Annotated in this window: 16 protein-coding genes and 1 pseudogene; 4 read left to right on the forward strand and 13 right to left on the reverse strand. The window is 71.4% G+C overall.

The window, feature by feature from the left end; translation table 11 throughout:
• The 11 genes and pseudogenes from B100_RS0100005 to uvrC form a co-directional block, all read right to left on the reverse strand.
• A pseudogene (locus B100_RS0100005) lies at window positions 1–560 on the reverse strand (glucose-6-phosphate isomerase); the annotation flags it as partial.
• 140 nt (window positions 561–700) lie between these two features.
• A complete protein-coding gene (locus B100_RS0100010) occupies window positions 701–1,036 on the reverse strand; it encodes an RNA polymerase-binding protein RbpA (RefSeq protein ID WP_003957010.1) in 336 nt (111 codons plus the stop codon).
• A 212-nt stretch (window positions 1,037–1,248) separates the two neighbouring features.
• Window positions 1,249–1,485, reverse strand: coding sequence for a preprotein translocase subunit SecG (secG, locus tag B100_RS0100015; RefSeq protein ID WP_024882419.1), 237 nt, complete (start codon window positions 1,483–1,485; stop codon window positions 1,249–1,251).
• Between the two features lie 138 nt (window positions 1,486–1,623).
• Window positions 1,624–2,400 carry a triose-phosphate isomerase gene (gene tpiA / locus B100_RS37410; protein WP_024882420.1) on the reverse strand — a complete coding sequence of 259 codons (777 nt, stop codon included), beginning with the start codon at window positions 2,398–2,400 and terminating at the stop codon, window positions 1,624–1,626.
• Between the two features lie 6 nt (window positions 2,401–2,406).
• Entirely contained in the window at window positions 2,407–3,618 is a 1,212-nt protein-coding gene (locus tag B100_RS37415) for a phosphoglycerate kinase (RefSeq protein WP_024882421.1), read from the reverse strand.
• Window positions 3,619–3,776: 158 nt separating this feature from the next.
• Window positions 3,777–4,784, reverse strand: a complete 1,008-nt coding sequence (gap, locus tag B100_RS0100030) for a type I glyceraldehyde-3-phosphate dehydrogenase (protein ID WP_024882422.1) — start codon at window positions 4,782–4,784, stop codon at window positions 3,777–3,779.
• Window positions 4,785–5,009: 225 nt separating this feature from the next.
• Window positions 5,010–7,964, reverse strand: a complete 2,955-nt coding sequence (locus B100_RS0100035) for a M14 family metallopeptidase (RefSeq protein ID WP_024882423.1) — start codon at window positions 7,962–7,964, stop codon at window positions 5,010–5,012.
• Window positions 7,965–8,142: 178 nt separating this feature from the next.
• Window positions 8,143–9,132 carry a DNA-binding protein WhiA gene (whiA, locus tag B100_RS0100040; protein ID WP_024882424.1) on the reverse strand — a complete coding sequence of 330 codons (990 nt, stop codon included), beginning with the start codon at window positions 9,130–9,132 and terminating at the stop codon, window positions 8,143–8,145.
• A complete protein-coding gene (locus tag B100_RS0100045; RefSeq protein ID WP_024882425.1) occupies window positions 9,123–10,190 on the reverse strand; it encodes a gluconeogenesis factor YvcK family protein in 1,068 nt (355 codons plus the stop codon). The genes whiA and B100_RS0100045 overlap by 10 nt, the downstream gene beginning before the upstream one ends.
• Window positions 10,187–11,191: an RNase adapter RapZ gene (rapZ, locus tag B100_RS0100050; protein ID WP_024882426.1), complete on the reverse strand. Its 1,005-nt coding sequence runs from the start codon at window positions 11,189–11,191 to the stop codon at window positions 10,187–10,189. The genes B100_RS0100045 and rapZ overlap by 4 nt, the downstream gene beginning before the upstream one ends.
• Window positions 11,188–13,299, reverse strand: coding sequence for an excinuclease ABC subunit UvrC (gene uvrC, locus B100_RS0100055; RefSeq protein WP_024882427.1), 2,112 nt, complete (start codon window positions 13,297–13,299; stop codon window positions 11,188–11,190). The genes rapZ and uvrC overlap by 4 nt, the downstream gene beginning before the upstream one ends.
• A 427-nt stretch (window positions 13,300–13,726) precedes the next feature.
• Between uvrC and B100_RS37130 the strand changes: the two genes are divergently transcribed.
• The gene (locus B100_RS37130; protein ID WP_199785192.1) at window positions 13,727–13,903 is read left to right on the forward strand and encodes a hypothetical protein; all 177 of its coding nucleotides are present in this window, start codon (window positions 13,727–13,729) and stop codon (window positions 13,901–13,903) included.
• A 348-nt stretch (window positions 13,904–14,251) separates the two neighbouring features.
• A complete protein-coding gene (locus B100_RS0100065) occupies window positions 14,252–15,199 on the forward strand; it encodes a hypothetical protein (RefSeq protein ID WP_024882428.1) in 948 nt (315 codons plus the stop codon).
• Window positions 15,200–15,352: 153 nt separating this feature from the next.
• On the opposite strand, the gene B100_RS0100070 is transcribed toward B100_RS0100065, so the two are convergent.
• The gene (locus B100_RS0100070) at window positions 15,353–15,775 is read right to left on the reverse strand and encodes a Rieske (2Fe-2S) protein (RefSeq protein WP_024882429.1); all 423 of its coding nucleotides are present in this window, start codon (window positions 15,773–15,775) and stop codon (window positions 15,353–15,355) included.
• A 283-nt stretch (window positions 15,776–16,058) separates the two neighbouring features.
• Between B100_RS0100070 and B100_RS0100075 the strand changes: the two genes are divergently transcribed.
• Both B100_RS0100075 and B100_RS0100080 read left to right on the forward strand, forming a co-directional pair.
• Entirely contained in the window at window positions 16,059–17,177 is a 1,119-nt protein-coding gene (locus B100_RS0100075; protein ID WP_024882430.1) for a LacI family DNA-binding transcriptional regulator, read from the forward strand.
• On the forward strand, window positions 17,174–18,091 hold the full coding sequence (locus B100_RS0100080; protein WP_024882431.1) for a carbohydrate kinase family protein: 918 nt from the start codon (window positions 17,174–17,176) through the stop codon (window positions 18,089–18,091). Before B100_RS0100075 ends, B100_RS0100080 begins: the two co-directional genes overlap by 4 nt.
• A 67-nt stretch (window positions 18,092–18,158) precedes the next feature.
• Here B100_RS0100080 and uvrA read toward each other — a convergent pair whose 3' ends face one another.
• Window positions 18,159–21,173 carry an excinuclease ABC subunit UvrA gene (gene uvrA / locus B100_RS0100085; RefSeq protein ID WP_024882432.1) on the reverse strand — a complete coding sequence of 1,005 codons (3,015 nt, stop codon included), beginning with the start codon at window positions 21,171–21,173 and terminating at the stop codon, window positions 18,159–18,161.
• Between the last annotated feature and the right edge of the window lie 36 nt (window positions 21,174–21,209).

The raw sequence follows: 21,209 nt of genomic DNA on the forward strand, positions 1-21,209 counted from the left end.
ACGTTGGAGACGAACCGGAACGTCAACTCCCGCGCGGTGAAGGCGCGCAGCGCCTCGTACGCCATCGCCGGGCCCAGGTCCGAGCCGCCGATGCCGATGTTGACGACGTTACGGATACGCCGGCCGGTGTGACCGGTCCACTCGCCCGAACGGACCCGGTCCGCGAAGTCGGCCATCCGGTCCAGCACCGCGTGCACGGCCGGGACGACGTTCTCCCCGTCGACCTCGATCACCGCGTCCCGCGGCGCCCGCAGCGCGGTGTGCAGCACCGCCCGGTCCTCGGTGGTGTTGATCCGCTCCCCGCGGAACATCGCGTCCCGCAGCCCGGACACCTCCGTGGCCACCGCCAGTTCACGCAGCAGCCGCAGCGTCTCGTCGGTCACCAGATGCTTGGAGTAGTCGACGTACAGGTCACCGACGCGGAGGGTGTATCCGGTGCCGCGGCCCGGATCGGCGGCGAACAGCTCGCGCAGCCGCACCTCGCCGAGCTCCTCGCGGTGCTTGGCCAGTGCGGTCCACTCGGGCGTCTGGTTGAGCCTGGTACGGCCGTCTGCGTTCATCTCGGACGTGAGCCTTCTTCCTTTGTATGTCCCCGCTGTGCCGGCTGGTCCCAACCTAATTGATCAGCCGTGAGGAGGACGGAAGGAGTCCGGAGTGCGAACCGGCCGGACGGCGGGCGTGCGCGCCCGTCCGTCAGGTGTCAGATCTCGCCCCGCAGCTTGGCGAGCGCCTCGGCGAGGATCGCCTCGCCGTCCGCGTCACTGCGCCGCTCCCGCACGTAGGCGAGGTGCGTCTTGTAGGGCTCGGTGCGCGGCGGGTCCGGCGGGTTGTCGCGGTCCTGCCCCGCCGGGAATCCGCAGCGCGGGCAGTCCCAGGTGTCGGGCACCTGCGCGTCGCTGGCGAAGCTGGGCTGTGTCTCGTGTCCGTTGGAGCACCAGAAGGAGATGCGCAGCCGGGGCGCGGACTCGCCCCGCTCGGCCTCGCCCATCGGCCCCGCCCCGACCCGGCTTCCCCGGATCGCGTTGCCACTTGCCACGGTCGTAACTCCCTGCGTAATGGTGCCGCGAAGCGAGTCGGCGTACCGCTTCGCTGCGAGCGCCTCAGTCTACGTAAGGCCCAACGCGCGTCCAGCCATAGGAGTTACCTGTCTCCCCATCCAGACGCAAGCCCCATGATAGGCCGCGCTCAGCTGCGCGTACCCAACACGGGGCGTTACGTGGAGAATGGGGGCGGATCGCGCTTCCGGGATCAGTTGTTGAGCTTCATCGTGATGCCGAGCACCACGATGCAGGTGAACCACAGCAGACCGATCACGACGGTGATCCGGTCGAGGTTGCGCTCGGCGACCGAGGAGCCGCCGACGGAGGACTGCATGCCACCACCGAACATGTCGGAGAGGCCGCCGCCCTTCCCCTTGTGCATCAGCACCAGCAGCATCAGCAGCAGGCTGAAGACGATCAGGGCGATGGAGAACCCCAGAACCACGGCTGGACCAACTTCCTCGGAAACGGATGGACGACACGGGGTCCAGCACAGGACTGGACCCCGCAAGAGTACGACGGATCGGCCCTGCGGCCTACTCCCGTCCCGTGGGTACGCCCGCACGCGGGCGCACCCGGCGGCTCACTGGTCGCGGAACCGGATGATCTTGACGAATTCGTCCGCGTCCAGCGAGGCACCGCCGACCAGGGCACCGTCGATGTCGGCCTGCGCCATGATCTCGGCGACGTTGCCGGACTTCACGGAGCCGCCGTACTGGATGCGGACCTTGTCGGCCAGCTCCTCGGAGTACAGCTCGGCGAGCTTGCCGCGGATCGCCCCGCAGACCTCCTGGGCGTCCTCGGCACCGCAGACCTTGCCGGTGCCGATGGCCCACACCGGCTCGTAGGCGATCACGACGGTCTCGGCCTGCTCGGCCGGGAGGTCCTTCAGACCGCCCTCGACCTGGGCCAGGGTGTGGCTGACGTGGTTGCCCGCCTCACGGACCTCCAGCTCCTCGCCGACGCACAGGATGGGGGTGATGCCGTGCTTGTAGGCGGCCTTCACCTTGGCGTTCACGATCTCGTCGGTCTCGGCGTGGTACTGGCGGCGCTCGGAGTGGCCGATGGCCACGTAGGCGCACTTCAGCTTGGCCAGCATCGGGCCGGAGATCTCGCCGGTGTAGGCACCGCCGTCGTGCGCCGAGATGTCCTGGGCGCCGTACCTGATCTTCAGCTTGTCGCCGTCGACCAGGGTCTGCACGGAGCGCAGGTCGGTGAACGGCGGCAGGACGGCGACCTCGACGGCGTCGTAGTCCTTGTCGGCCAGGGCGAAGGCGAGCTTCTGGACGTGGGCGATGGCCTCGAGGTGGTTGAGGTTCATCTTCCAGTTGCCCGCCATCAGCGGCGTACGGGTGGTCATTGAGGGTCAGTCCTCCAGTGCTGCGAGGCCGGGGAGCGTCTTGCCCTCGAGATATTCGAGGGAGGCGCCGCCGCCGGTCGAGATGTGGCCGAATGCATGCTCGTCGAAGCCCAGGGTACGGACGGCCGCGGCGGAGTCGCCGCCGCCGACCACGGTGAAGCCCGGGGAGTCGAGGAGGGCCTGGGCGACCGCCTTGGTGCCCTCGGCGTAGTCGGGGTGCTCGAAGACGCCCATGGGGCCGTTCCAGAAGACGGTGGCGGCGTCGGCGAGCTTCGAGGCGTAGAGCTTGCGGGTCTCCGGACCGATGTCCAGGCCCAGGGTGCCGGCCGGGATGGCGTCCACGGCGACGGTGGCGGGGTTGCCCGGCGTCTTGGCCTTCATGTCGGGGAACTCCGGCGCGACGAGCGTGTCGACCGGCACCACCAGCTCCACGCCGTTCTTCTCGGCCCGCTCCAGGTACTCCTGGACGGCCGGGATCTGATCCTCCTGGAGCAGGGACGCGCCGACCTCGTGACCCTGGGCCTTGAGGAAGGTGTACGCCATGCCGCCGCCGATGAGGATGCGGTCGGCCTTGCCGAGCAGCTGGTCGATGACGGCGAGCTTGTCGGAGACCTTGGCGCCGCCGAGGGCGACGACGTAGGGCCGCTTGACGTCGTCGGTGAGCTTCCTCAGCACGCCGACCTCGGTGGCGATGAGGTACCCGGCGTAGTGCGGCAGGCGGGCCGGAAGGTCGAAGACCGAGGCGTGCTTGCGGTGCACAGCGCCGAAGCCGTCGCCGACGTAGACGTCGGCGAGGGCGGCGAGCCGGTCGGCGAAGGCGCCGCGCTCGGCGTCGTCCTTGCTGGTCTCGCCCGCGTTGAACCGGAGGTTCTCGACGACGGCGACCTGTCCGTCGGCGAGGCCGGAGACGGTGGACGTGGCCGAGTCGCCGACCGTGTCGGTGGCGAACGCGACGTCGGCGCCGAGGAGTTCACCGAGGCGCGCGGCGGCCGGGGCGAGCGAGAAGGCGGGGTCCGGGGCGCCCTTGGGGCGGCCCAGGTGCGAGGCCACGACCACGCGGGCGCCCGCGTCGGCGAGAGCCTTGACGGTGGGCACCACGGCGCGGATGCGGCCGTCGTCGGTGATGGTGGTGCCGTCCAGCGGCACGTTGAGGTCGGCGCGGACGAGGACCCGCCTGCCCGCGACCCCTTCGGAGAGGAGTTCGTCGATCGTCTTCATGGGGGCTCCCTGCTAGAGCAACGTGTTCAGCGACCTGTTCGCTCGTGATCGCTCGTGATCGAAAGAGGGCGACCGTTCCGATACGTGCGTCAGGGCCCGGACGGCGCGTCGCCGCGCCTTCCGAGCCCTGCACTCATATCAGGCCGCCCGCTCCGCGATCAGAGCTGGTTGCCCACGAAGACCGTGAGGTCGACGAGGCGGTTGCTGTAGCCCCACTCGTTGTCGTACCAGCCGATGACCTTCACGCTCTTGCCGTCCTGGACCATGGTCAGGGACGAGTCGAAGGTGCAGGACGCCGGGGCGTTGACGATGTCGGAGGAGACGATCGGGTCCTCCGTGTACTCCAGGTAGCCCTTCAGCTCGCCCTCGGCGGCCTTCTGGAAGGCGGCGTTGACCTCTTCCTTGGTGACCTCGCGGGAGAGCTCGACCACCAGGTCCGTGACGGAGCCGGTGGGCACCGGCACGCGCATGGCGATGCCGTCCAGCTTGCCCTTGAGCTGCGGCAGCACCAGGGCGGTGGCCTTCGCGGCACCGGTGGTGGTCGGGATGATGTTCTCGGCGGCGGCACGGGCGCGGCGCAGGTCCTTGTGCGGGAAGTCCAGGATGCGCTGGTCGTTCGTGTACGCGTGCACCGTCGTCATCAGGCCCTTGACGATGCCGAAGTTCTCGTCGAGGACCTTCGCCATCGGCGCCACACAGTTGGTGGTGCAGGAGGCGTTGGAGATGACGTGGTGGTTCGCCGCGTCGTACTGCTCGTGGTTCACGCCCATGACGAGGGTGATGTCCTCGCCCTTCGCCGGGGCGGAGATGATGACCTTCTTGGCGCCACCGGTGATGTGCTTCCCGGCGTCTTCCTTCTTGGTGAAGATGCCGGTCGACTCGATGACGATGTCGACACCCAGCTCGCCCCAGGGGATGTCGGCGGGGTTGCGCTCGGAGAGCACCTTGATCGTCTTGTCACCGACGGTGATGGTGTCCTCGGTGTGCGAGACCTCCTGCTTGAGACGGCCCAGGATGGTGTCGTACTTCAGCAGGTGCGCGGTGGTCGCCGTGTCGCCCAGGTCGTTGACGGCCACGATCTCGATGTCGGCGCCCTGCTCCAGCAGTGCGCGGAAGTAGTTCCGACCGATGCGGCCAAACCCGTTGATGCCTACGCGGATCGTCACGAACCGATCTCCTCGTTGGTACGCCGGCTCTGACGCCGGCGAGCTGTATTTGGGATGTCCCCGACCACTGCCGACCCTACCTCTCCGGGGCCCCGGCCGTGACATCGAGTTGTCCCATACCCGGCAGGGCGGTCCGTACCCGCCAGTAGGGTACGGACCGCCCCAGGGCGACGGACTTCAGTCACCCTTTTTCCCCGCCTGTGCCCGGTTTCGCCGGCCCGGGTGTCAGCCGCGCAGAGCGCCCAGTGCCTTCTTCACCAGGGCCGCCCGGTCGGCCGCGGACGTGAGGTGCTCCAGGCCGAATCCCAGCAGCACGGTGTCATCCGTGGTGACCGCCGCGTACGTCCGGAAGAGCTCCCCGGTGCGGGTCCAGTCCTTCAGGACGGCCGGACTGCCCGGGGGAGGCCCGGAGGCCCGCCAGGCGCCCAGCGACGCCTCGAAGCCCTCGGTCCCGGTGGCGGTGCCGCCGACGACCAGCGAGGCCTCGTCGGCGAGGACGCCCCGGCCGCCGCTGCCCGGGTCGGTGACATAGGCGAGGGACACCTCGGCGGTCCGCCCGGCGTAGGCGCTCAGGTCGAACTCGACCTGCTGCCAGCCTCCGGAGGAGCCGGTGAGGCTGTTCCAGGCCCCGGTGGAGCCGGTCGCGGCGCAACCGTCGTCGCTCAGCGTGAGGTAGTGCTCCAGCCAGGGGTGCCCGTCGATGTAGAACCCGGCCGCGCACTCGGACGGCACGGTGGTGCGGGTGGCACCGCCGGTCTCGGGCAGGGTCGTCCAGTCGTCGCCGCCGGCCGTGCGTGCCTCGACGATGACGTTGTCGTAGCCGGGCTCGGTGTCCCACAGCAGGCGGGTGCGCAGCGTGGGCCGCTCGGCGGCGGTGACACCGGTGAGGTCGACGGTGCGGGTGAGGCGCTTGTAGCCGTCGTCGGTGTGCACGGCGGCCGCCATGGAGGAGCCGGCGTAGGGCCCGTACGGGTTGACCGTGCCGGGGAAGGAGCCGGCCCCGGTGCTCGCGAACTGCGGGTACGTCCCGGCGGGCAGCTCGTCGGAGGTGAGGCCGTAGCTGCCGGCCCGGTCCAGCGGGTTGCCGGGCGTGTCGCCGAGCGGGCCGCCGGTGCCCGCGAGGGGTCCGGCGCCGGTGAACGCGGTGGCCCCCGCGGTGGAGGTGCGGGTGTAGGCGCCCAGGTAGTACTGGCTGAAGTCGTCGGACAGGACGCCGTCGCCGAGGTCGACGCTGCCGCCTGCCTGCTCGCCCGCCTCGATCAGCCGGCCGCCCTCGTTGAGGAAGGCGCGCAGCTGGAGCTGGGTCGCGACGCCCGGGACGCCCGCGCCGGTGTGGTGCACGACCGTGCGGAAGTGGCTCAGCACGCCGAGCGCGTCCGGGGCGCCCTGTTCGGCGACGTCCCAGACCGCGGCGGTCCGCCGGTTCGCGCGGAGCGCGTCGACGTACGCCTGCGTCCGCGTGGCCTTCGCGCCCTCCTCGGAGACGACGAGGACGTCCGCCCGGGGCCGCTGCGCCACGGTGTACCTGAAGGACGTGGCGGCGGCCTTCTTGCCGCCGCGGGCCTTGCCGGTGAACCACACCTCTACCCGGTCGCCGGGCTCGCCGTGCCGCACCTTCGCGCGGTACTCGTCGAAGTAGAGGTTGTCCTCGCCGCCGTACCGCTCGCCGCCCCGCCAGGGCCTGAGGTCCACGGTGTGGGTGCGCCCGCCGTTGACGCGGTACCGAAGCTGCTTGTCCCGCACGGACTTGCGCGCCACCACGGAGACCTCCTGGTCACCGCCGCGCGCGTAGGAGGTCGTGAAGGCCGCCGGGGTGAAGTCCGGGGCCTCAAGGCCGACCGCGGAGGACGGCCGGTCGGGGTGGGCGGTGGTCTCGGCGACGGAGAGCGCGAACGGGACGTTCTTGGCGAACTCCTGCTGAATCAGCTTCTCGTCGTCGGGGAAGGTGAAGCCGGAGCGGCAGTCGCGCGGGTTCCACGCGTCGTCGGGGTCGACCTCGGACGCGGTCTGGCAGGTCGACATCTCGGGGGTGAACATCGCCATGCCGTTGACGTTGGCCGCGTGCCCGTCGGCCTCGCCGTTGGTGGTGTACAGCTCGGAGGAGAGCTGCGGGTGGTACCCGGGGATCGCCGAGTTGTCCGGCGTGCCGGCCAGGGCCTCGTAGAGCACGTCGTCGGGTGTCGGGGTGGCCACCTGCCAGCCGACCCCGTAGAGGAGGAGTTCGGCGGCGGAGTGGTAGTTGATGCCGTAGGTGAAGCCGATGCGCTTCTGGAAGGCGTCGATCGCCTTGGTCTCGGGCTCGGACCCCGGGGAGGCGCCCCGGTAGGTCTGGCTGGTGGGGTTGGGCGAGGAGCCCTCGTCGTCGTATCCCCACTTGTAGGGGAAGTTCCGGTTGAGGTCGACGCCGTCGCCGGTGCTGATCACTCCGTCGCCGTTGACGTCCCGCAGGTTCTTGCGCCACAGGCGGTTGGCGTCGTCGGCGAAGGTGTGGTCGTAGCCGTCGGGGTTGGCGGACAGGACGAACCACAGTTCGGTGGTGTCGACGATCTTCCTGATCCGCTTGTCCGTCCGGTACCGGTCCAGGTAGTGGTGCATCAGCCGGCGGGTCATCTCCGGCGTGATCCACTCGCGGGCGTGCTGGTTGGACATGTAGAGGACGGCCGGCTTGGAGCCGTCCTTGCTCTTGCGGGCGTGCTTGGTGAGCTTCAGCGCGAGGATGTCCTGCCCCCGCACCGTCTTGCCGATGGAGACCACCTTGGTGAGGTCGGAGTGGCGCTGTGCGGTGCGCAGCATCTCCTCCTTGAGGCCGCCCTTGCCGCTGTACGGCCGGAAGACCCCCTCGGCGGCGGCCGCGACGCGCTTCTCCGCCCCGGCGGAGAGCGTGTGCTCGGTGAGGTCGACGCCCTGTTCCTCGAGCTTCTCGGCCTGTCCCTCGGTGAGGTACACCTCGACGGCGGCCGTGCCCCGGTCGGGCACCCGCTCGCCGAGTTCGTGGCCGTCCTGCCCCGCCGCCAGCAGCAGGGGTACCTGCCTCCGGGTGACGTCGGCGCGGTAGACCTTGACCTCGTCGGGGTCGCCGGCCGCGGGCTGTGCGGGTTGTGCCTGGGCGATGGGTGCGAAGCTCGCTCCGCCGATCAGGAGCGTGCCGACAGCGAGGATCGATCTCGCTCTGTGTCTCATGAGCCCCCCAGAGAGTGGTCCGCCACAGCAGCGAACGAATGCCAGGCTCATGACACAACATGATCGAGTCAAGGGCGCCGTCACGACACAGGCGAACCGGCGCCGGTCACCCATGTGGGCGGCGGCGCCGGTTCTCTGATCAGGCGTCAGATGAAGGGCGGGAACTCGTGACCGGGCGTCAGACGCCGATCTTGTCGTCCAGCTCCTCTCCGAGGTTGGCCTCCGTGCCGGGGATGCCGAGGTCCGAGGCGCGCTTGTCGGCCATCGCCAGCAGCCGGCGGATACGGCCCGCGACCGCGTCCTTGGTGAGCGGCGGGTCGGCGAGCGCGCCCAGCTCCTCCAGGGAGGCCTGCTTGTGCTCCATGCGCAGCCGGCCGGCGGCGGCGAGGTGCTCGGGGACGTCGTCCGCGAGGATCTCCAGAGCCCGCTGGACCCGGGCGCCCGCCGCGACCGCCGCGCGGGCGGAACGGCGCAGGTTGGCGTCGTCGAAGTTGGCCAGCCGGTTCGCCGTGGCCCGCACCTCGCGGCGCATCCGCCGCTCCTCCCAGGCCAGCACCGACTCGTGCGCGCCCAGCCGGGTGAGCAGCGCGCCGATCGCGTCACCGTCCCGGACGACCACCCGGTCCACACCGCGGACCTCGCGCGCCTTGGCCGCGATGTGCAGCCTGCGTGCGGCGCCCACCAGGGCGAGCGCGGCCTCGGGACCCGGGCAGGTCACCTCCAGGGAGGAGGAACGGCCCGGCTCGGTGAGGGAGCCGTGTGCGAGGAAGGCACCCCGCCAGGCCGCCTCGGCGTCACAGGTGGCCCCCGAGACCACCTGCGGGGGCAGGCCGCGGATCGGGCGGCCCCGCCCATCCACCAGGCCGGTCTGACGGGCCAGCTGGTCACCGCCCGCGACCACACGTACGACGTAGCGCGAGCCGCGGCGCAGTCCACCCGGCGCCATCACGATCAGCTCGGAGCTGTGGCCGAAGATCTCCAGGATGTCCCGCTTGAGCCGCCGGGCGGCCATCGCGGTGTCCAGCTCCGCCTCGATCACGATGCGCCCGCTGACCAGGTGGAGGCCGCCGGCGAACCGCAGAATGGCGGAGACCTCCGCCTTCCTGCAGCAGGTACGGGTGACGGGTAGCCGGCTGATCTCGTCCTTCACCGCTGCCGTCATCGCCATGGGCCGATCCTTCCATGCATCCGAAAAATACGGTCGTACGCGGCGGCCAACAGCTCCGGGTCGTGCCGGGGGCTTCCGTCGGTCCGGGCCACGGGGGCCAGCTCGACCGCGGCACCGAACCGCTTGGCGGCATCGGTCAGCAAGTCGCGGTCGGGCACGGCGGCCTCGTCGGCCAGCACCACGTCCAGGGCGAGTTTAGGGGCGTGTCGCCCCAAAACCTCCAAATGACGCTGCGGGGAGAAGCCCTCGGTTTCTCCGGGCTGCGGAGCGAGGTTCAGCGAGAGGACCCGGCGCGCCTTCGTCTCGACGAGGGCGTCCAGCAGCTCGGGGACCAGCAGGTGCGGGATCACCGAGGAGAACCAGGAGCCGGGCCCGAGGACCACCCAGTCGGCGTCCAGCACCGCGGCGACCGCCTCGGGCACGGCGGGCGGGTCGTTCGGGACGAGATGCACGGACTGCACCTCACCGGGGGTGAGGGCCACGGTGGCCTGGCCGCGGACCGTGTCGGTGTCGTCGGGGCGCTCGGGGTCGTGCCCCTTGACCAGGGCCTGCAACTCAAGCGGCACGGCTGACATGGGCAGCACCCGCCCGTGCGCGCCGAGCAGCCGGCCCACCAGGTCCAGCGCCTGGACGTGGTCGCCGAGCTGCTCCCACAGGGCGACGATCAGCAGATTGCCGACCGCGTGCTCGTGCAGGTCGCCCTTGGACTGGAAACGGTGCTGGATGACGCGCGCCCACGTCTGGCCCCAGTCGTCGTCCCCGCACAGCGCGGCCAGGGCCTTGCGCAGGTCACCCGGGGGCAGCACGCCCAGTTCGTCACGCAGCCGACCGCTGGAGCCGCCGTCGTCGGCGACGGTGACCACGGCCGTGAGGTCGCCGGTGATCCGGCGCAGTGCGGCGAGCGAGGCGGACAGACCCATGCCGCCGCCGAGGGCCACGACCTTGGGCTGGGTCCCCCTGCGGCGCGGCCGTCCGCCGCGCGTCTCGGCCGGCCGGCCGGCGCGGCCCTCGGGGACCGCCCTGCGCAGCCGGCTCAGCCGCGGAGTACGTCGTGTCATTCCCGTCCCATGTCCCGGTGGACGACCACCGTCTCCACGCCCTCGGCGGCGAGCCGGGCGGCGAGCTTCTCCGACATGGCGACCGAGCGGTGCTTGCCGCCGGTGCAGCCGACCGCGATGGTCACGTAGCGCTTGCCCTCACGGCGGTAGCCCGCGGCGACCATGCGCAGCAGCTCCGCGTACCGGTCGAGGAACTCCTTGGCGCCGGGCTGGTTGAAGACGTACGACGCCACCTCCTCGTTGAGGCCGGTGTAGGGGCGCAGCTCGGGGACCCAGTGCGGGTTGGGCAGGAACCGCATGTCCACGACCAGGTCGGCGTCGACCGGGAGGCCGTACTTGAAGCCGAAGGACATGACGGTGGCCCGCAGCTCGGGCTCCTCCTCGCCGGCGAACTGCGCGTGCATCTTGGCGCGCAGTTCGTGCACGTTGAGGCCGGAGGTGTCGATCACCAGGTCGGCGTCGCCGCGCAGCTCGCGCAGCAGCTCCCGCTCGGCGGCGATGCCGTCGACGATCCGGCCGTCACCCTGGAGCGGGTGGGGGCGGCGCACCGACTCGAAGCGGCGCACCAGGGCATCGTCGGAGGACTCCAGGAAGACGGTGCGCCGGGTGACACCGCGCGCGTCGAGGTCGGCGAGGGACTCGCGCAGGTTGTCGAAGAAACGCCGGCCGCGGACGTCGACGACGACCGCGATCCGGGCCACGTTGCCCTGGGAGCGCGCGCCGAGCTCCACCATGGTGGGGATCAGCGCGGGCGGCAGGTTGTCGACGACGAACCAGCCGAGGTCCTCCAGACACTTGGCGGCCGTCGACCGCCCGGCTCCGGACATGCCGGAAATGATCACCAGCTCGGGGATGCCCACCTCGGGCACCCCGCCGTTCTCCTTGCCCGTCTTCACCTGTGCTCCGTTGTCCTGCGGGGCGCCGGCGTGGGCCGCGGCCCCGCCGGCCTGCTGCGCCGCTCCGTCCCGCCGCCCGGCGGGCCCTGTCTCGTGCTCGGTCATCGCTCCTGCCCCCGTCGTTCGTCCGGGGCGCCCGTGGACACGGGCTCCCCCGGAGAACCCGTCTGCTGCCCGGGTTCTTCCGTGTCATCCATGATCTCGCCCGTCGCCGTGTTCACGGCGGGCCCGCCCGGCACCGCCTGGGCGAGAGCCGCGACGATCGTCTCGGCCGTCTTGCGGCCTATGCCCGGGACGTCACAGATCTGCTCGATTGTCGCCGACCGCAGCCTCTTCAACGAACCGAAGTGCTTGATCAGCGCCTGCTTGCGGGTGTCACCGAGACCGGGGACGTCGTCCAGGGGGCTGGAGCGGAAGCGCTTGGCGCGCTTGGTGCGCTGGTAGGTGATCGCGAAGCGGTGCGCCTCGTCACGGATGCGCTGCAGCAGGTAGAGGCCCTCGCTGGTGCGGGGCAGCACCACCGGGTCGTCGTCGCCGGGCAGCCACACCTCCTCCAGCCGCTTGGCGAGGCCGCACACGGCGATGTCGTCGATGCCCAGCTCGTCCAGCGCCCGCTGGGCCGCCGCGACCTGCGGCGCGCCGCCGTCGACCACGACGAGCTGCGGCGGGTACGCGAACCGCTTGGGACGCCCGTCGTCCTCGGTGAGGGTGCTGGCGGGCGGCTCGGCGAGGCCCGCGGAGGCCGTCCCCGGGTCCGCCTGCGCCCCGGGCTCGGCGCCCGGCTCCTCGCCGTCGGTCCACTCCCCCGTCCGCTCCTTCTCCGCCAGGTAGCGGCGGAAGCGGCGGGTGATCACCTCGTGCATGGACCGTACGTCGTCCTGGCCGGCGAAGCCCTTGATCTGGAAGCGGCGGTACTCGCTCTTGCGGGCCAGCCCGTCCTCGAAGACGACCATGGAGGCCACCACGTCGTCGCCCTGGAGATGCGAGATGTCGTAGCACTCGATCCGCAGCGGCGCGCTGTCCAGCTCCAGGGCGTCGCTGATCTCCTCCAGGGCACGCGAGCGCGTGGTGAGGTCGGAGGCGCGCTTGGTCTTGTGCAGCACGAGCGCCTGCCGGGCGTTGCGCTCGACGGTCTCCATCAGGGCCTTCTTGTCCCCACGCTGCGGGACGCGCAGGGAGACGTTCGACCCGCGCCGCCCGGTCAGCCACTCCTGTACCGGCTCCACCGGGTCAGGCAGGGCGGGGACCAGCACCTCGCGCGGGACCGCGTCGCCGGTCTCCTCGCCGTACAGCTGCTGCAGGGCGTGCTCCACCAGGGCGCCGGTGGTGACGTCCTCGACCTTGTCCGTGACCCAGCCGCGCTGGCCGCGCACGCGACCGCCGCGCACGTGGAAGATCTGGACGGCGGCCTCCAGCTCGTCCTCCGCGACCGCGATCAAATCGGCGTCGGTGGCGTCCGCCAGCACCACCGCGTTCTTCTCCATGGCCTTCTTCAGGGCCCCGATGTCGTCGCGCAGGCGCGCGGCCCGCTCGTACTCCATGTCCTCGGCCGCCTCCACCATCTGCCTCTCCAGACGGCGCAGGTAGGTGCCGGTGCGGCCGGCCACGAAGTCGCAGAACTCCTCGGCCAGTTCCCGGTGGTCCTCGGCGGTGATCCGCTCCACGCAAGGCGCCGAACACTTGCCGATGTAGCCGAGCAGGCAGGGGCGGCCGGTGCGGGCGGCGTTCTTGAACACCCCGGCGGAGCAGGTGCGCACCGGGAACACGCGCAGCATGAGGTCCACGGTGTCGCGGATCGCCCACGCGTGCGCGTACGGACCGAAGTAGCGCACGCCCTTCTTCTTGTGACCGCGCATCACCTGCACGCGCGGGAAGTCCTCGTTCATCGTGACCGCGAGGTACGGGTAGCTCTTGTCGTCGCGGTACTTGACGTTGAACCGGGGGTCGAACTCCTTGATCCAGGAGTACTCCAGCTGGAGCGCCTCGACCTCCGTCGAGACCACCGTCCACTCCACGGACGCGGCCGTGGTGACCATCGAGCGGGTGCGCGGGTGCAGCCCGGCCAGGTCCTGGAAGTAGTTCGCCAGGCGCTGGCGCAGGCTTTTCGCCTTCCCGACGTAGATCACCCGGCGGTGCTCGTCGCGGAACCGGTAGACCCCCGGCGAGTCGGGGATCTCACCCGGTCTGGGGCGGTAGCTGGAGGGGTCGGCCATGTCTCACACCCTACTGGCGGGGACCGACAGGGCGGCGGGGCCGTGGCCGGGGGTGCGGGGGCCGGGGGCGGGAGGGGTGCGGGAGAGGGGCGGGGGCGTGCGGGTGGCTCACCGGGGGATCAGGTGGCTTGGAGGTGCGGGTGGCTCGGGGGTGGGGAGCGCGGGGCTCGGCGGCGTGGGGGGGGCGGAGCCCTCATTCAGGGGTCTCCTGGGGCGCCCGAGGGCTGCCGGCGGGGGCCGGTGCGGTCCGGATGGGTTACGGGGGCCGGTAAGCGGGAATGTGGGGGGTCCGTGCCTCGGACGATCAACGGGGCCGGCGGCCGGACCACGGCGATGGTCCGGGCGGCGGTCCGAGCCGGCTGTCCGGCCGGTGGTCCGAGGCGGTCGTGACAGCGGTCACAGAAGTGGCCGCGAGTCGGGAGGTCGTATGCGGCAGATGCGGATCGAGAAAGCACGACGGCCGGCCCGGCACCGCCGGTACGCGGACGAGACGGCCGCCTTCCCCGAGTCCCTCGACCCGCGCGACCCCGACATCGTGCGCGCCAAGCGCCTGCGCGTCGCGGGGACGCGGCTCCGGGAGGAGAGCCGGGCCGACGGCTCCTGAACCTCCCCGGAGGTGGTGGCAGGCCTCGGCGTGAGCCCCGGCGGCCCCGGCCACCGGGCACCGGACACCGGACACCGGACACCGGACACCGGACGAACACCACATCACGTACGCACCCCACGGGGGCCGTACCGGCCAGACGGCCGGTACGGCCCCCGCTCGTGTGCCGCTCTTGGCCTCAGACGGTTGTCGGGACTTGGTCAACACGCTTCAATGCGTGGGAACTCGGGGCGCTGAACGACGGCGTACGCATGTGAAGACAGCGCCGTGCCGATGGGGGCGGGCCCCCGAGGTGCCCCGTGCGAACGGTCTGACCAGCCGTTGTGACTTTCACAGAAAGGCCCCTGCATGCCGCACGCCACACAGCACGCGGACGTCGTCACCGCAGAACTGGACTCGGCTCTGCGCGGCGGCCCGTTCCACGTCGCCCTGCGCGCCGCGATAGCCGCGCGGGGACTGCCGCTGCAGCGGGTGCAGCACCACCTGTCGCGCCACGGCGTGAAGGTGGGCGTCACCAGCCTGAGCTACTGGCAGCAGGGCGCCCGCCGCCCGCAGCGCCCTGAGTCGCTGCGCGCCGTACGGGCGCTGGAGGAGATCCTTCAGCTGCCGGAGGAGTCCTTGATCCGTCTGCTCGCCGAGTCGGACGAGCACACCGGGGACCGCCGCTCCTCCGCCCGGTCCTACCGCTCACTCGTGGAGGCCTCGGGCGTCCTGGACCGGCTGCTCGCCGAGTTCGGCGCCCCGCGCGACGGCGGCCTGCACAGCCTCGGCCACCACGAGCGGGTACGCATCGGGACGCGCCGGGAACTGGCCGGGCGCGAGTCGCACCACATCGTGCGCGCCTACCGCGACGGCGTCGACCGTTTCGTGGCCGTCCACCACGGCGACCCGGGCTCCGTCCCGGAGCGGATGAGCGTGCGCGCCCTGGAGAACTGCCGGATCGGACGCGTCCGTTGGCACCACGACACCGGTGTGCTCGCGGCGGAGCTGCTCTTCGACATCCGGCTACGGGCCGGCGACACGTTCCTCTTCCGGTACGCCGTGGAGGACGGCACCGCCGGCGTCGCGCGCGAGTACGTACGCGGCGCGGACTCCCCCGGCGGCCAGTACGCCCTCCAGGTCTGCTTCGACTCCGCGGCGCTCCCGGTACGGTGCCACCGCTTCACCCAGCACTCGGCCGCGGCACCACGCGGAGGACGCCAGGAACTGGCGCTCAGCGCACGGCACCGCTCGGTGCACCTGGTGGAACCCCGCCTGCGCACCGGCTACGTGGGGATCGCCTGGGACTGGGACTGATCCCCGGCCGGGCAGGGGCGGGCCGGGTCCGGGTGTCGCGGGACCGGGTCCGGGTGTCGAGGGGCCGGGTGTCGAGGGGCCGGGTGTCGCGGGTCCGGGTGTCGCGGGTCCGGGTGTCGCGGGTGCGGGCGGACCAGCTTCGGGCGGGCCGGGTCAGGCCTGCGGCTTGGCGACGAGCGTGCCGTTCTTGACCTCGACGGCCAGCGGCTTCAGGGGCGCCACGGCCGGCTCACGCAGCACCTTCCCGGTGGTGACGTCGAACTCGCTGCCGTGACACGGGCAGACCAGCCTGGTCCCGTCCAGCTTGTTGATGGGACAACCCGCGTGCGTGCAGACGGTGTTGTAGGCCTTGAAGGACCCGTCCTCGCCCCGGCTGACGACCACGTTGTGGTCCCGGTACAGCTTGGCGTCGCCCGCGGCGACCTCACTCTCTGGCCCCAGCTCGACGGGCCCGGCCAGCGCGGCGGACCTGTCGTCGCCGCTGCCCCCGCACGCGGTGAGGCCCAGTCCGACGACGGGAGTGAGAGCAGCGCCTCGCAGGACGGTCCGGCGGGTCGCGGCGGGTCGGGCGGACATGCGGGCTCCCACGGGTGGTACGCGGTGGACGAGTGTTCACCGGGACGATACCGGGGGCTCGGGGAGCGGCTCGCGGGTGGGTGAGGATGGGCGGCGGGGTGGCGGGGCGCGGGGGCGCAAACGCTCGCGCAAGGGCTTGCGTAAACGCTTGCGCGAGCGTTGGCGTAAGCGTTCGCGTAAACGCTTACGCAAGCGTTTACGCCCGCCCCTCCCATGCGATACGGTCCCCACCCGGGACCCCCGCACGACCAGCGGACCCCGCCGACCCGAAGGAGAGCGGACGATGGCGACCATGGCGGATGTGGCGCGCAGCGCCGGAGTCTCCATCGCGACCGTCTCGCACGTGCTGAACGGCACCCGCCCGGTGCTCCCCCACACCCGCCAGGCCGTCCTGGACGCCGTGGAGGAACTCGGCTACACCCCCAACACCCTGGCCCGCTCCCTGGTCACGGCCCGCACCCGGTCGATCGGTCTGGCGGTCTCGGCGATCAGCAACCCGTACTTCACGGAGATCCTGCAGGGCGTCGAGGCGGCGGCCCTGGAGCAGGGGTACAGCCTCCTCATCGCCGATCCGCACGACAACCCGGTGCACGAGCGCGAGGTCGTCCAGCTGCTGCACGAGCGCCGGGTGGACGGCATGATCGTCGCGCCGTCCCCCGAGCCCCGCGAGCTCCTCACGTACCTGGGACGGCACCGTGTACCGACCGTCTTCCTGGACCGGCTGGTCGATCCGCCCGGTGACGGCGAACCGCCCCTCTACGACCAGGTAGGCGCCGAGAGCACGGAGCCGACGGCCCGCCTGGTCACCCATCTCGCCGGTCTCGGTCACCGCCGTATCGGCCTGGTGGCCGGTCTGCCCGGGCTCAGTACGACCACCGAACGGATCACCGGCTACCGGCACGGACTCGCGGCCGCCGGGCTGCCGTTCGACGAGCGCATCCTGGTGCACGGCCACTCGGAGGCCGCCGGTGCCGAACGCGCCACGGCCGCTCTCCTGGACCTGGGGTCGCGCCCCACCGCGCTGGTCACCGCCAACAACGCCATGACGATCGGCGCGCTGCGCGCCCTACGCGCCCATGGTCTGTCCGTGCCCGGGGACATCGCCCTGTGCTGTTTCGACGACTTCGCCTGGGCGGACCTCTTCTCCCCCCGCCTCACGGCCGTGGCCCAGCCGAGCCGGGACATCGGCGCCCGGGCCGTACGGATGCTGCTGGACCGCCTCGCCGACCCCGGCCGGCCCACCCGCACCGAACGTCTCCCGTGCACCTTCGTGCACCGCACCTCCTGCGGCTGCCCGGACGGTCAGGAGCACCCCGGCGCCCCGGCGGCCCGCTCCACTTCCGCCGGCCCCTCCGCCCGCGCATCCGGCCCCAGGGCCCACCAGGAAAGGAACCCGTCGTGATCGTCGTAGCCGGTGAGGCACTGATCGACCTGGTACCGCGGGGGGCGGGTGCGCTCGCCGCGCTGACGCCGGCGCTCGGCGGCGGCCCCTTCAACACCGCGGTGGCCCTGGGCCGTCTCGGCTCCCCCACCGCGTTCTGCTCACGGATGTCGCGGGACCCCTTCGGGGAGGCGCTGCTGGAACGGCTGCGGGCCACCGGGGTGGACGTGTCGTCGGTGCAGCGCGGTGACGAGCCGACGACGCTCGCCGTGGCCACGGTCGGCACCGACGGCTCGGCGGCCTACTCCTTCTACGTGGAGGGCACGGCGGACCGGCTGTTCACCGAGCCCGAGGCGCTGCCCGCCGGTACCCGCGCGGTGTCCTTCGGGACCTGCTCGCTCGTGCTGGAACCGGGGGCGAGCGCGTACGAGGCCATGATGCGCGACACCTCCGCGCGGGGTGTGTTCACGGCGCTGGATCCCAACATCCGGGCGGGGCTGATCCCGGACGCCGACGCCTACCGGGCGCGGTTCCGCAGCTGGCTGCCGTCGGTGTCGTTGCTGAAGCTGTCCGCGGAGGACGCCGAGTGGCTCGGCGGGTCCCCGCGGGAGTGGCTGGCGGCCGGTCCCGCGGCGGTCGTGATCACCCGGGGCGGGGACGGGCTGACGGTGTTCACCCGCGAGGGGGCCGAGTACGCGGTGCCGGGTGAGCGAGTGAAGGTGGTGGACACCATCGGCGCGGGCGACACGGTGAACGCGGCCCTCCTCCACGGCCTGGCGGAGCGGGACGCGCTCAGTGCCGAGGGCCTGGCAGCGCTCGGTGCCGAGGGCTGGGAAAGCCTGCTGGGCTTCGCGGCACGCGCGGCGGCGATCACCTGTTCCCGCGCCGGTGCGGAACCGCCGTACGCCCATGAGCTGGCGCCGCGGGCCCTCTGACGCACGTGTGCCGTGCCGCGGGGGCTTCCCCTGCGGCACGGCACACACGTCCGGGCGAGCGGGCCGCTCAGGCCTTGGCGCCGCGCGTCGTCTTCTTCGCGGCGGCCTTGGTGGCGGTCTTCTTGGCCGCGCCGGCCGTGACCGACTTGATGGCAGTCTTCTTGGCGGCCGACCTGGCGGCGACCGTCTTCTTCGCCGCCGCCTTGCGCGGGGCCCGGACCTGCGGGGCGTCGCTGATCCGCTCCGCGCCCAGAATCTCGCGCAGGAACTTGCCCGTATGGCTGGCCGGCTCGCCGGCGACCTGCTCGGGCGTGCCCTCCGCGACGACCAGGCCGCCGCCGGAACCGCCCTCGGGACCCATGTCGACGACCCAGTCGGCCGTCTTGATCACATCGAGGTTGTGCTCGATGACGATCACGGTGTTGCCCTTGTCGACCAGGCCGGACAGGACCGTCAGCAGCTTGCTGATGTCCTCGAAGTGCAGACCGGTGGTGGGCTCGTCGAGGACGTAGACCGTACGGCCGGTGGAGCGCTTCTGCAGTTCGCTGGCCAGCTTCACGCGCTGCGCCTCGCCGCCGGACAGGGTGGTCGCCGACTGCCCGAGCCGGACGTAGCCGAGGCCGACGTCGTTGAGCGTCCTCAGGTGGCGGGAGATCGCCGGGACCGCCTCGAAGAAGTGCATGGCCTCTTCGATCGGCATGTTCAGCACGTCGGCGATGGACTTGCCCTTGTAGTGGACCTCCAGGGTCTCCCGGTTGTACCGGGCGCCGTGGCAGACCTCGCAGGGGACGTAGACGTCCGGCAGGAAGTTCATCTCGATCTTGATCGTGCCGTCGCCCGCGCAGTTCTCGCAGCGGCCGCCCTTGACGTTGAAGGAGAACCGGCCCGGCATGTAGCCGCGCACCTTCGCCTCCGTCGTCTCCGCGAACAGCTTGCGGACGTGGTCGAAGACGCCCGTGTACGTCGCCGGGTTGGACCGCGGGGTGCGGCCGATGGGCGACTGGTCGACGTGGACGACCTTGTCGACGAGGTCGTCGCCGTCCACGCGCGTGTGGCGGCCGGGAACGCTGCGCGCGCCGTTCAGCTCACGGGCCAGGTGCGTGTACAGGATGTCGTTGACCAGCGTGGACTTGCCGGAACCGGACACACCGGTGACCGCGGTGAACACGCCCAGGGGGAAGGACACGTCGATGTCCTGCAGGTTGTTCTCCCGGGCGCCGCGCACCGTGATGCGGCGCGACGGGTCCTGCGGGCGCCGGACGTCGGGCAGCGGGATCGCCTTCCTGCCGGACAGGTACTGGCCGGTCTGCGACTCCTCGTTGACGAGCAGCTCCTTGAGGGAGCCGCTGTGCACGACCTTGCCGCCGTGCTCGCCGGCGCCGGGGCCGATGTCGACGATCCAGTCGGCGACCTTGATGGTGTCCTCGTCGTGCTCCACGACGATGAGCGTGTTGCCCATGTCGCGTAGCCGGACCAGGGTCTCGATGAGCCGGTGGTTGTCGCGCTGGTGCAGACCGATGGACGGCTCGTCGAGCACGTACAGCACGCCGACGAGTCCGCTGCCGATCTGGGTGGCCAGGCGGATGCGCTGGGCCTCGCCACCGGAGAGGGTGCCGGCCGCGCGGTTCAGCGAGAGGTAGTCCAGGCCGACGTCGACCAGGAACCGCAGCCGCTCGTTGACCTCCTTGAGCACCCGCTCGGCGATCTTCTTGTCGCGGGCGGTGAGCTTCAGTTCGCCCAGGAAGTCCGCGCAGTCGCTGATGGACATCGCGGAGACCTCGGCGATGGACCTGCCCATCACCGTGACCGCGAGAACGATCGGCTTGAGGCGTGTGCCCTCACAGGCGGGGCAGGGCACCTCGCGCATGTAGCCCTCGAAGCGCTCGCGGCTGGCGTCGCTCTCGGCCTCGCTGTGCCGGCGCTTGACGAACGGCACCGCGCCCTCGAAGGCGGTGGTGTAGCGGCGCTCGCGCCCGTAGCGGTTGCGGTAGCGGACCTCGACCTGGGTCTTGTGGCCGTGGAGCAGGGCCTTCTTGGCGCGCTGCGGCAGACCGGCCCACGGGATGTCCGTGCGGAAGCCCAGCGCGTCGGCGAGGGCTCCGATCAGGCGGTCGAAGTAGTCCTTGGTGTGGCCGTGCGACCACGGGTGGATGGCGCCCTCGTCCAGGCTCTTGTCCGGGTCGGGGACGATCAGCTCGGGGTCTACCTCCATGCGCGTGCCGATGCCCGTGCACTCGGGGCAGGCGCCGAAGGGCGAGTTGAAGGAGAACGAGCGGGGCTCAAGCTCCTCGAACGACAGGTCGTCGTACGGGCAGTAGAGGTGCTCGGAGTACATGCGCTCGCGCTCGGGGTCGTCCTCGGGGAGGTCGACGAAGTCGAGCACGACCATGCCGCCGGACAGCCCGAGGGCGGTCTCCACGGAGTCCGTGAGACGGCGCTTGGCGCTGTCCTTGACGGTGAGGCGGTCCACGACCACCTCGATGGTGTGCTTCTCCTGCTTCTTCAGCGTGGGCGGGGTCGACAGCTGGACGGTCTCGCCGTCCACCCGCGCGCGGGAGTAGCCCTTGGTCTGGAGGTCGGAGAAGAGGTCGACGAACTCGCCCTTGCGCTCACGCACCAGCGGGGAGAGCACCTGGAAGCGGCTGCCCTCCGGCAGCTCCAGGACCCTGTCGACGATGGCCTGCGGCGACTGGCGGGTGATCGGACGGCCGCACTCGGGGCAGTGCGGCTTGCCGATGCGCGCGAAGAGCAGGCGCAGGTAGTCGTAGACCTCGGTGATGGTGCCGACCGTGGAGCGCGGGTTGCGCGAGGTCGACTTCTGGTCGATCGAGACCGCCGGGGACAGTCCCTCGATGAAGTCGACGTCCGGCTTGTCCATCTGGCCGAGGAACTGCCGGGCGTAGGAGGAGAGCGACTCGACGTAACGCCGCTGCCCCTCGGCGAAGATGGTGTCGAAGGCCAGCGAGGACTTGCCCGACCCCGACAGGCCCGTGAAGACGATGAGCGAGTCGCGCGGGAGGTCGAGCGAGACGTTCTTGAGGTTGTGCTCGCGCGCTCCGCGGACGATGAGACGGTCGGCCACGCCGGTCCGCACCTTTCTTGAGGGAAGTGACAGGGG

The organism is Streptomyces sp. CNH189, from assembly GCF_000527195.1.

Excerpts from the sequence above, each read along its gene's own strand:
- tpiA (WP_024882420.1), bottom strand. The coding sequence starts at position 2,400 with ATGACCACCCGTACGCCGCTGATGGCGGGCAACTGGAAGATGAACCTC.
- B100_RS37415 (WP_024882421.1), bottom strand. The coding sequence starts at position 3,618 with ATGAAGACGATCGACGAACTCCTCTCCGAAGGGGTCGCGGGCAGGCGG.
- B100_RS0100035 (WP_024882423.1), bottom strand. The coding sequence starts at position 7,964 with ATGAGACACAGAGCGAGATCGATCCTCGCTGTCGGCACGCTCCTGATC.
- whiA (WP_024882424.1), bottom strand. The coding sequence starts at position 9,132 with ATGGCGATGACGGCAGCGGTGAAGGACGAGATCAGCCGGCTACCCGTC.
- B100_RS0100045 (WP_024882425.1), bottom strand. The coding sequence starts at position 10,190 with ATGACACGACGTACTCCGCGGCTGAGCCGGCTGCGCAGGGCGGTCCCC.
- rapZ (WP_024882426.1), bottom strand. The coding sequence starts at position 11,191 with ATGACCGAGCACGAGACAGGGCCCGCCGGGCGGCGGGACGGAGCGGCG.
- uvrC (WP_024882427.1), bottom strand. The coding sequence starts at position 13,299 with ATGGCCGACCCCTCCAGCTACCGCCCCAGACCGGGTGAGATCCCCGAC.
- B100_RS37130 (WP_199785192.1), top strand. The coding sequence starts at position 13,727 with ATGCGGCAGATGCGGATCGAGAAAGCACGACGGCCGGCCCGGCACCGC.
- B100_RS0100065 (WP_024882428.1), top strand. The coding sequence starts at position 14,252 with ATGCCGCACGCCACACAGCACGCGGACGTCGTCACCGCAGAACTGGAC.
- B100_RS0100070 (WP_024882429.1), bottom strand. The coding sequence starts at position 15,775 with ATGTCCGCCCGACCCGCCGCGACCCGCCGGACCGTCCTGCGAGGCGCT.
- B100_RS0100075 (WP_024882430.1), top strand. The coding sequence starts at position 16,059 with ATGGCGACCATGGCGGATGTGGCGCGCAGCGCCGGAGTCTCCATCGCG.